The organism is Candidatus Dormiibacterota bacterium, assembly GCA_035532035.1.
Classification (GTDB): domain Bacteria; phylum Vulcanimicrobiota; class Vulcanimicrobiia; order Vulcanimicrobiales; family Vulcanimicrobiaceae; genus Tyrphobacter.
Genome location: DATKRS010000002.1, coordinates 1 through 7,094 on the forward strand (window position 1 = coordinate 1; position 7,094 = coordinate 7,094).

At 68.0% G+C, this 7,094-nt stretch carries 7 protein-coding genes; 6 read left to right on the forward strand and 1 reads right to left on the reverse strand.

Features of this window, described 5'->3' with window-relative positions; translation table 11 throughout:
* On the forward strand, positions 1–442 hold a 442-nt coding region (locus VMV82_00145), incomplete at its 5' end, for a glycosyltransferase family 2 protein (protein HUY39967.1).
* On the opposite strand, the gene VMV82_00150 is transcribed toward VMV82_00145, so the two are convergent.
* Complete coding sequence (locus VMV82_00150; protein HUY39968.1) at positions 375–1,370, reverse strand: GDP-L-fucose synthase; 996 nt, start codon at positions 1,368–1,370, stop codon at positions 375–377. The two genes, VMV82_00145 and VMV82_00150, sit on opposite strands and share 68 nt — an antisense overlap.
* Before the next feature lie 66 nt (positions 1,371–1,436).
* On the opposite strand from VMV82_00150, the gene VMV82_00155 reads away from it, so the two are divergent.
* The 5 genes from VMV82_00155 to VMV82_00175 form a co-directional block, all read left to right on the forward strand.
* The gene (locus VMV82_00155) at positions 1,437–3,671 is read left to right on the forward strand and encodes a hypothetical protein (GenBank protein HUY39969.1); all 2,235 of its coding nucleotides are present in this window, start codon (positions 1,437–1,439) and stop codon (positions 3,669–3,671) included.
* Positions 3,662–4,780 carry a glycosyltransferase gene (locus tag VMV82_00160; GenBank protein HUY39970.1) on the forward strand — a complete coding sequence of 373 codons (1,119 nt, stop codon included), beginning with the start codon at positions 3,662–3,664 and terminating at the stop codon, positions 4,778–4,780. Before VMV82_00155 ends, VMV82_00160 begins: the two co-directional genes overlap by 10 nt.
* Positions 4,764–6,749, forward strand: a complete 1,986-nt coding sequence (locus tag VMV82_00165; protein ID HUY39971.1) for a hypothetical protein — start codon at positions 4,764–4,766, stop codon at positions 6,747–6,749. The genes VMV82_00160 and VMV82_00165 overlap by 17 nt, the downstream gene beginning before the upstream one ends.
* A complete protein-coding gene (locus tag VMV82_00170) occupies positions 6,746–6,913 on the forward strand; it encodes a hypothetical protein (protein ID HUY39972.1) in 168 nt (55 codons plus the stop codon). Before VMV82_00165 ends, VMV82_00170 begins: the two co-directional genes overlap by 4 nt.
* Positions 6,910–7,094, forward strand: a 185-nt coding sequence (locus VMV82_00175; GenBank protein ID HUY39973.1) for a hypothetical protein, incomplete at its 3' end; no start/stop codon positions are given. The genes VMV82_00170 and VMV82_00175, both read left to right, overlap by 4 nt.

Genomic DNA, 7,094 nt, shown 5'->3' on the forward strand with positions numbered 1-7,094 from the left:
GGCGCGCTGCAAGCGCTTCGAGCGCGACTTCTACCACGGCGATCCGATCGTGAGCGCGGCGCGCTTCTTTCGTCGCTCCGCCTTTCTCGCGGCGGGCGGCTACGACGAATCGCTGCTCGGCGGCGAGGATTGGGATCTCTCTATACGCGTCGGTGCCTCGCGGCCGCCGCGCTTCGCAAACGCGTTCATCCATCACGACGAGGGCCATCCTCGGCTGGGGATGCTCGCGCGCAAGAAGTTCTATTATGCGCGCGGTTACCGGCGCTTCGCGCGCAAACACGGGTGGGAGGGCGCGCGACGACTCACGCCGATGCGTGCTGCGCTGGTGAGCAGGGTGGGTGAGATGGCGCGGCACCCCGTTCTCGCCATCGGGCTCACGATAATGAAGGCCGCGGAGGTCGCCGGATTTCTCGCGGGGCTTGCGATGGCGCGCGATGCGTAGATTGGTACCAGTCGATCGTCCGTCGTAAGCCGTCGACGAGTCCCACGGTGGGTTCGAAGCCGAAGTGCTGGCGCGCGCGAGAGACGTCGAGGCGGCGCCGCGGCTGGCCGTTGGGCTTGGCTCGGTCCCAGAGAATCGCGCCGTCGAAGTCACACAGCTCTGCGATGAGCTTCGCAAGGTCGCCGATCGAAATCTCCGTTCCACTGCCGAGATTGATCGGCTCGGCGCCGTCGTAGCGCGCGGCCGCGAGAACGATCCCTCGCGCGGCGTCCTCGACGTACAAGAACTCGCGTGTCGGTGAGCCGTCGCCCCACACCACGATCTCTCGAGCGCCGCTCTCGCGCGCCTCGATGCATTTGCGAATCAGCGCGGGAATGACGTGCGAGCTGCGCGGGTCGAAGTTGTCGCCTGGTCCGTAGAGGTTGACGGGAAGAAGGTAGATCGCATTGAGCCCGTACTGCTCGCGATAGGCCTGGCACTGGACGAGCAGGGCCTTCTTGGCAATGCCGTACGGTGCGTTGGTCTCCTCGGGATAGCCGCACCAGAGCGATTCCTCGCGGAACGGTACGGGCGCGTGCTTGGGATACGCGCAGATCGTGCCGACCACGACGATCTTCTCGACGCCGTTGCGGCGGGCGTGCTCGATCACCTGGATGCCCATCATCGCGTTCTCGTAGAAGAACGAGCCGGGACGTTTGCTATTTGCACCGATGCCGCCAACGACGCCGGCGAGATGGATGACGAGCTGTGGTCGCGCCTCGCGATACATGCGCTCGACGCCCGACTCCATCGTCAGGTCGAAGTCGGCGCGCCGCGGAACGAAGACGTGCTGCGCGCCCTTCCGTCGCAGCTCCTCGACGACGTAGGAGCCGAGGAACCCGGCTCCGCCGGTGACGCAGATGCGCGCCGACGCCAGCTCAACCGCCATGTCCACCCGGCAACGATAGCACATCCGAACGCAGGGTGGAAAAACGCCGGGCCGAAGGTCTGTGTGGTGGCGCGAGCGATGCATAGATACGTGCTCGCGGTTCCGGTGCTCGTCGCGATCGCGTTTGCGGCATCGGTGCTTCCTGCGGTGCCGGCGCTGCGGCAGGATTGGTCCCCGTATCCGTTCGGCGTGCCGGCGGGCGCGCTCTTTGCGTCCATCTCGGGGTGGTCGCCCACCGGCATCGGCGCGCCCACGGTTTACGATACGGGATATTTGCTTGCTGCCGTGCTCGCACTTCTGCGGCTCGTCTTTCCGCCGGAAGGCCTGCTCGTTCTCTTCATGCTCGGCGTCGGGCTGCTCTGCGCGTTCGGCGGGCGCGCGATCGCCAAGCAGTATACCGGCAACGAGCTGACGGCGAGTGCGGCGGCGCTCGCGCTGACCTTCAATCCCTGGACCTTCACCGAGCTCGTCGCGGGGCACACGTACATGCTGCTCGCATACGGTGCGACGATCTGGATTCTCGCGGAGACGCTGCGCGAAAAACCTCGCCCGCTCGTCTTGATCGGCGCGATGCTGCTGACGGCACAGCAGGTACAGTTCCTTCTCATCGACACGCTCGTGCTCGCCGTGCTCACGTGGCGCACGCGTCAGCCCGCGCCGCTCCTGATTGCACTCGCAGTATGGGTGCCGGCGGCGATCGGCATCGCCGGGGAGCGCCATTCGCTCCTGTCGATCCCCTTCACGCTCGCATGGGAACGTAATCAATCGGTTCCGCCGCTCGGAGCGCTGCTCTTGGACGGGTATTTCGCGCGATACGGTGCGCAGTTCTCCGCGTGGCACTGCGGGCCGATGAGCGGCGTCGCGCTGCTGGCTTTGGCGGGATTCGCGTTGCGCGCACGGCGCCGCAGCGTGCCGGCCCTCGCCGCAACGCTCGCGATCGCCGCACTGCTCGTCGCGATGGGCACGCGTGGGCCGCTGGCGATTCCGTATGCGTGGGCGGTTTCGCACGCGACGTTCGTTGCGGTCTTCCGCGAGCTCTACGATCTGCTCGCGTTCACCGTCATCGGGTACGTCATCGCCGCTTCGTCGTTGCGCGTGCGAGCCGCGGGCGCGGCGTTCCTGACCTTTGCGCTCGCACTGACGGCGCTCTGGTGGTTACCGCCCCCGTCGCGCTGGTGGGTGCCGTCGTCGCACCTTCCGAATCTCGAGATTCGCGCGCCGGCGAACACGCGTTTCGCGCTCCTTCCGGCGTTTCAACCGCTCTCGCTCGAAGGCACCGGAAGTGGCGCGGATCCGGATCTCTACGGGCGCGCGGTCGACGTCGCGCCCCTCAACCAATACGTCGCAACGTACCCGGCCGATGCCGCGCTCGGCGGTTTTCTCGCGAGCGGCGACACGTCGGCGTTGCGAGCGTTGAGCGTCTCCGTGGTGATCGAACGGCCGTGGCTGAGGGCCAGCGAGCAGGCCTTGGCGCAGCAGTGGGCGTTCGGCGACCGCATCTTGCCGTGGCGCTCGCCGGCCGCGCAAACGTTCGCGCTGCAGCCGCTTCCCGAGCTCTCGTTGATTGCAGCGCCTGCCGTCGGCACGCTCGACGACCAGCTCGGTTCGGGGAACGTGTTCTACGGCGATCTTGCCGCGCATCCCGCATTCGTTGCTGTCGTGGCGGCGAATACCCACGTGGACGCCGCGAGCGGATGGGTCGACGCACGTCTCGCGTTTGCGCAGCGTCCCGACCTCGCGCAAGGGCTCGGCGGAGCGCTCACGACCAATCCGAACGCGTGGCTCGCACTCCAGCCTAATCTCGAAGCGCTCGTCTGGGTGGACGGCGTCTTGCGCGCACGCGACGGAACGGTCGTTACGCGCGCGACGCACGGATATCGCTGGATCTCGTTGCCGCGCGACGCCGTCGCGGTCGCGTGCTCGGGCCTCTGCGTGGTCGCCGCGCAGGGGATGCCGCCGCGCGCACCGTTGAACCCCCCGCCGCGCCCGTACCGCGCGCTGGCGTTCACGGCGGTGACGCCCTGGCTCGTTCGCGCGACGCTGCCCCCCGGCGATGCCGGCGCGGTGCGGTACAACGTCGCCTACGACGGCGCGTGGGCAGCGTCTATCGGCGGGCACGCGCTGCCGCATCTTCGCTTGGACACGACGGTCAACGGATGGCTCGTCCCTGCGCGCACGGGCGCGACCGATCTCCTGATCGTCGAGCGCGTTGCCGCAGCGCAAGCACTTGCAGAGCTCGCCGTCTGCGTTCTGTTAGCGGTTCTCGGCATACGCCTCTCGAGACGCCGGCAATGGCGATAAGCGCCGTTCTCATCGCGCAAGAGGATCTCGGGCGCCGGTGCGGCTCGACGATGCGCGTGCGGTTTGCAGCCGAGGCGCTCGTGCAAGCCGGCGCGCGCGTGACGACGGTCGGCTGGGCGAGCGGACCGCCGCTCGTCACGCACGGCGAGGTTGTCGTTGCGGGAGGAACCGGTGCGCTCGGAAAGCTGCGCGCGATGCTGCGCGGCATCGCGCTCGCACGCAACGGCGCGACGCACGTCCTGCTCACCTCGATCGGCGCGCCGTACAATGGCTTCGTCGCCGCGTTTCTGCGGCGGTGCGGTGTGAAAGTGATCTACGACGCGCACGATCCGGTGCTCGACGCGATCCCGCTCGTCTTCGGACGCGGTCCGCTCGTGCGACTCGGGATGCCGCTTGTCAGGCTCTCGCTGCGCCTGCTCGATCGCGCGACGTCCGTTTCCTTCGCGGCGGGAGGGCCGCGCTTCGAAGCGCGCATGCGCGCCGGTGGCTGGCGCGGGCCGGTTCTGCCGGTGCTCAACATGCACGGCCTCGAAGACCGCAACGCCGAGCCCGATCCGGCGCTACGCCGGCGCTTCGGCTGGAATGGTGCGAAAGTCGCCGTGTATGCAGGCGGCTTGCAGCGCTGGCGCGGCATCACGACCCAGATCGACGCGATCGCGCTCGTGCGCGAGCGCGGCGCGGACGTGCGGCTCGTGCTGCGCGGCTTCTTCGCGCAGACGGACTATGCCGCGTACGCGCGCAGCCGCGGCCTCGGCGACGGTGCCCTCACGGTGCTCGAAACGCCGCTCTCCGTGCAGGAGCTGCACCGCTTGCTCGCGACCTGCGACTTCGTGGTCTCATCGGAGCGCGTCGATTTCATCACGCAGTCGAAGATCTGCGACGCGCTCGCCGACGGCATGCGCGTGATCTCGATCGACGACGGCCGCGACATCAACACGTACTTCGGCGAGTTCTTCCGCTACTATGACGGCAGCGCGCAAGACCTCGCCCGCGCGCTCGTGGAGTGTGACGGCCGCATGAGCGCGGCCGAGACGGCAATGGCGCTCGAGAGGCTCGACGCCCTGCGGGAGGAGTCGCGCGCCAACATCCGCCATGCGTTCGATCTCTAAGCTTCCGCCGGCGGCGTTTCCGGCCGCGATCGTGATCTTTCTCGTCGCGATCGCGCTGCATTGGATGCACCCCGGCTACGTCATCGCGCAGAGCGACCTCACGCCGTCGTTTCGCCCGTGGCTCGAGTTCGAGCAATGCGTGCGACCGTGGAACTACACACAGTCGTATCTCGGCCAGGCGAGCTGGTGCTTCGCGTGGGCGCCGGCGCTCTTCGTGCGCGCCGCACTCGCAAGCACGATCGGTGCGCCGGCGGGGCAAGTGCTGATGCTCGTCCTGCCGTACGCGTTCGCCGTCGTAGGCGCGTTCTTTTGCGCGCGCGTGCTCGGGCTCTCGCCCCTCGCCTCGGCCGTCGTCGCGATCGTCTACACGCTCAATCCCTACGTGCAGGCGATCACCGCGCTCAACGTGAGCGCGCCGATCTTCAGCGCGATATTCGCTTGGACGTGCGGGCTCTTTCTGCTCGCAGCGAAGCAGCCGCAGCGGCGGCGCTTCGCGCTCGTTACCCTGGCGGCGATCTTCGCCTTCGCGCTCGAGCTCGTCGTCATCATGCCGCATCTGCTCGTCGAGGCGCTCTTCGGCTGGGCGGTCTGGCTTGGCGTCTCGCTCTGGCTGTGCGACGATCGCAGCGCGTACGTGCGCTGGCTGCTCGCGTGCATACCCGCGCTGGTCGCGGCGTCGCTCTGGTGGCTCGTTCCGTCGGTGGTCGCGCTCGCGAGCGCGCAGAACGTGCATCCCCTGCAAGTGACGCAGAACGCGTGGACGTTTGCGTTCTCGAGCCTCTTGAACGTGATGCGGCTCGATCCGTTCTGGCAGTGGATGTACGCGGATTATTTTCCGTCGGCTCCGGCGTACGACGCGAATCCGTTCGCGTACGCTGCCGGATTCGCGCTCCTCTTCGGGCTGATCGCGGCGCTCGCGGTCGTGCGCGGGCGCATGCTGCGCGTCGCCGCGGCGCTCGGGCTCGCGGCGCTGGCGTTTCTTTTCGAGTCCAAGGGCACGCACGGGCCACTCGCCGGCCTCACGAGCTTCATCATGTCGCTGCCGGTCATCTTCGTATTTCAGGATCCGGCGGGGCTCATCGTGATGGCGACGTTCTTCCTTGCGATCGTCGCGGGGCTCGTCGTCGGCGCCCTTGAGGAAGCGCGGCCGCGCGCAGCGCTCGCTGCGGCGTGCGCCTTTGCGGCGTGCGCGATCGCGTCGTCGTATCTGCTCGTCGGCGGCGCGGTCTTCCACGCGCACGTCACGACGCCGTCGATGTACGTTCGCGTTCCGTGGTACTGGGCGCGGCTCGACAGCGCGCTGTCGGGGCCGCCGGACGAAGGCGTTCTCGTCTTGCCGCCCGACGCAACGTACGACGCGACGTACGCGTGGGGATATCGCGGCGCCGACATGGTGCCGATCCTCGCGACCCATCGGCGCGTGCTGATCCCAGGACCGCCGTTTCAATACTTCATCACCCCGCAGCGCACGGCAATCTATGCGCGGCTCGTTCGCACGATTGTCGTGCATCCGGCGGCTGCGCCGGGCATGCTGCGCGACCTCGGGATTCGCTACGTCATCGAGCGGCACGACATCATCGCACCGGCGTTCGCCTTTCCGGCGTCGCGGGTTCGCACGTTCGGCGAGCTCACGATCGCGGATCTCGGGCACGCGCGGCCGCTCCTGACCGACGTCGCGAACGGCGCACGAGCCGGGACGTGCCGGGCCGATCCGAACGCGGCGATTCTGCGATGCGCGGCCGCGGCGCGATCGACGCTCGTGCTCAACGCCGGCTACCACTGGACGTGGCTGGCGTTTAGCCGCGGGCATCTTTTGCCGCATTTTCGCGTCGACGGGTGGAGAAATGGGTGGCGGGTGCAGAACTCCGGGGTTGTGACCGTCGTCAGCCTTTTGGACCTGGGGACGCTCTTGGCATTGCTCGCGACCGTGCCGGCCTTCCTCGCGCTCGCGGCGCTCTATCGCCGATGAGAATGGCGGCCGCGATCCTCTGTGCGCTGCTGCTCTTCGCCGCAATCGCCGCCCATTGGTTCTCGGCGCAAGGCGTTGCCGAAGCGATCGGCAACGCGGCGTTCTTTGCCGTCGCGCTCCTGTGCGCGGTGCTGCTCCTGAAGACGCCCCGCGACGCCGGTTGATAGGCGTCTTTGCGGTACTCGTTCTTGCGTTGGCCGTCGCCGGGTGGATCGTGCCACGCCGCCGTGCGGCGACGTCGCTGCTCGTGATTCAGCGCGTTGCCGCCGGCCAGTTCGCCGCGGAGATCCTCGTCTGGCTGTTGCTGCTCGGTCTTGGCGGTTTTTGCATGTGGCGGCATATCCG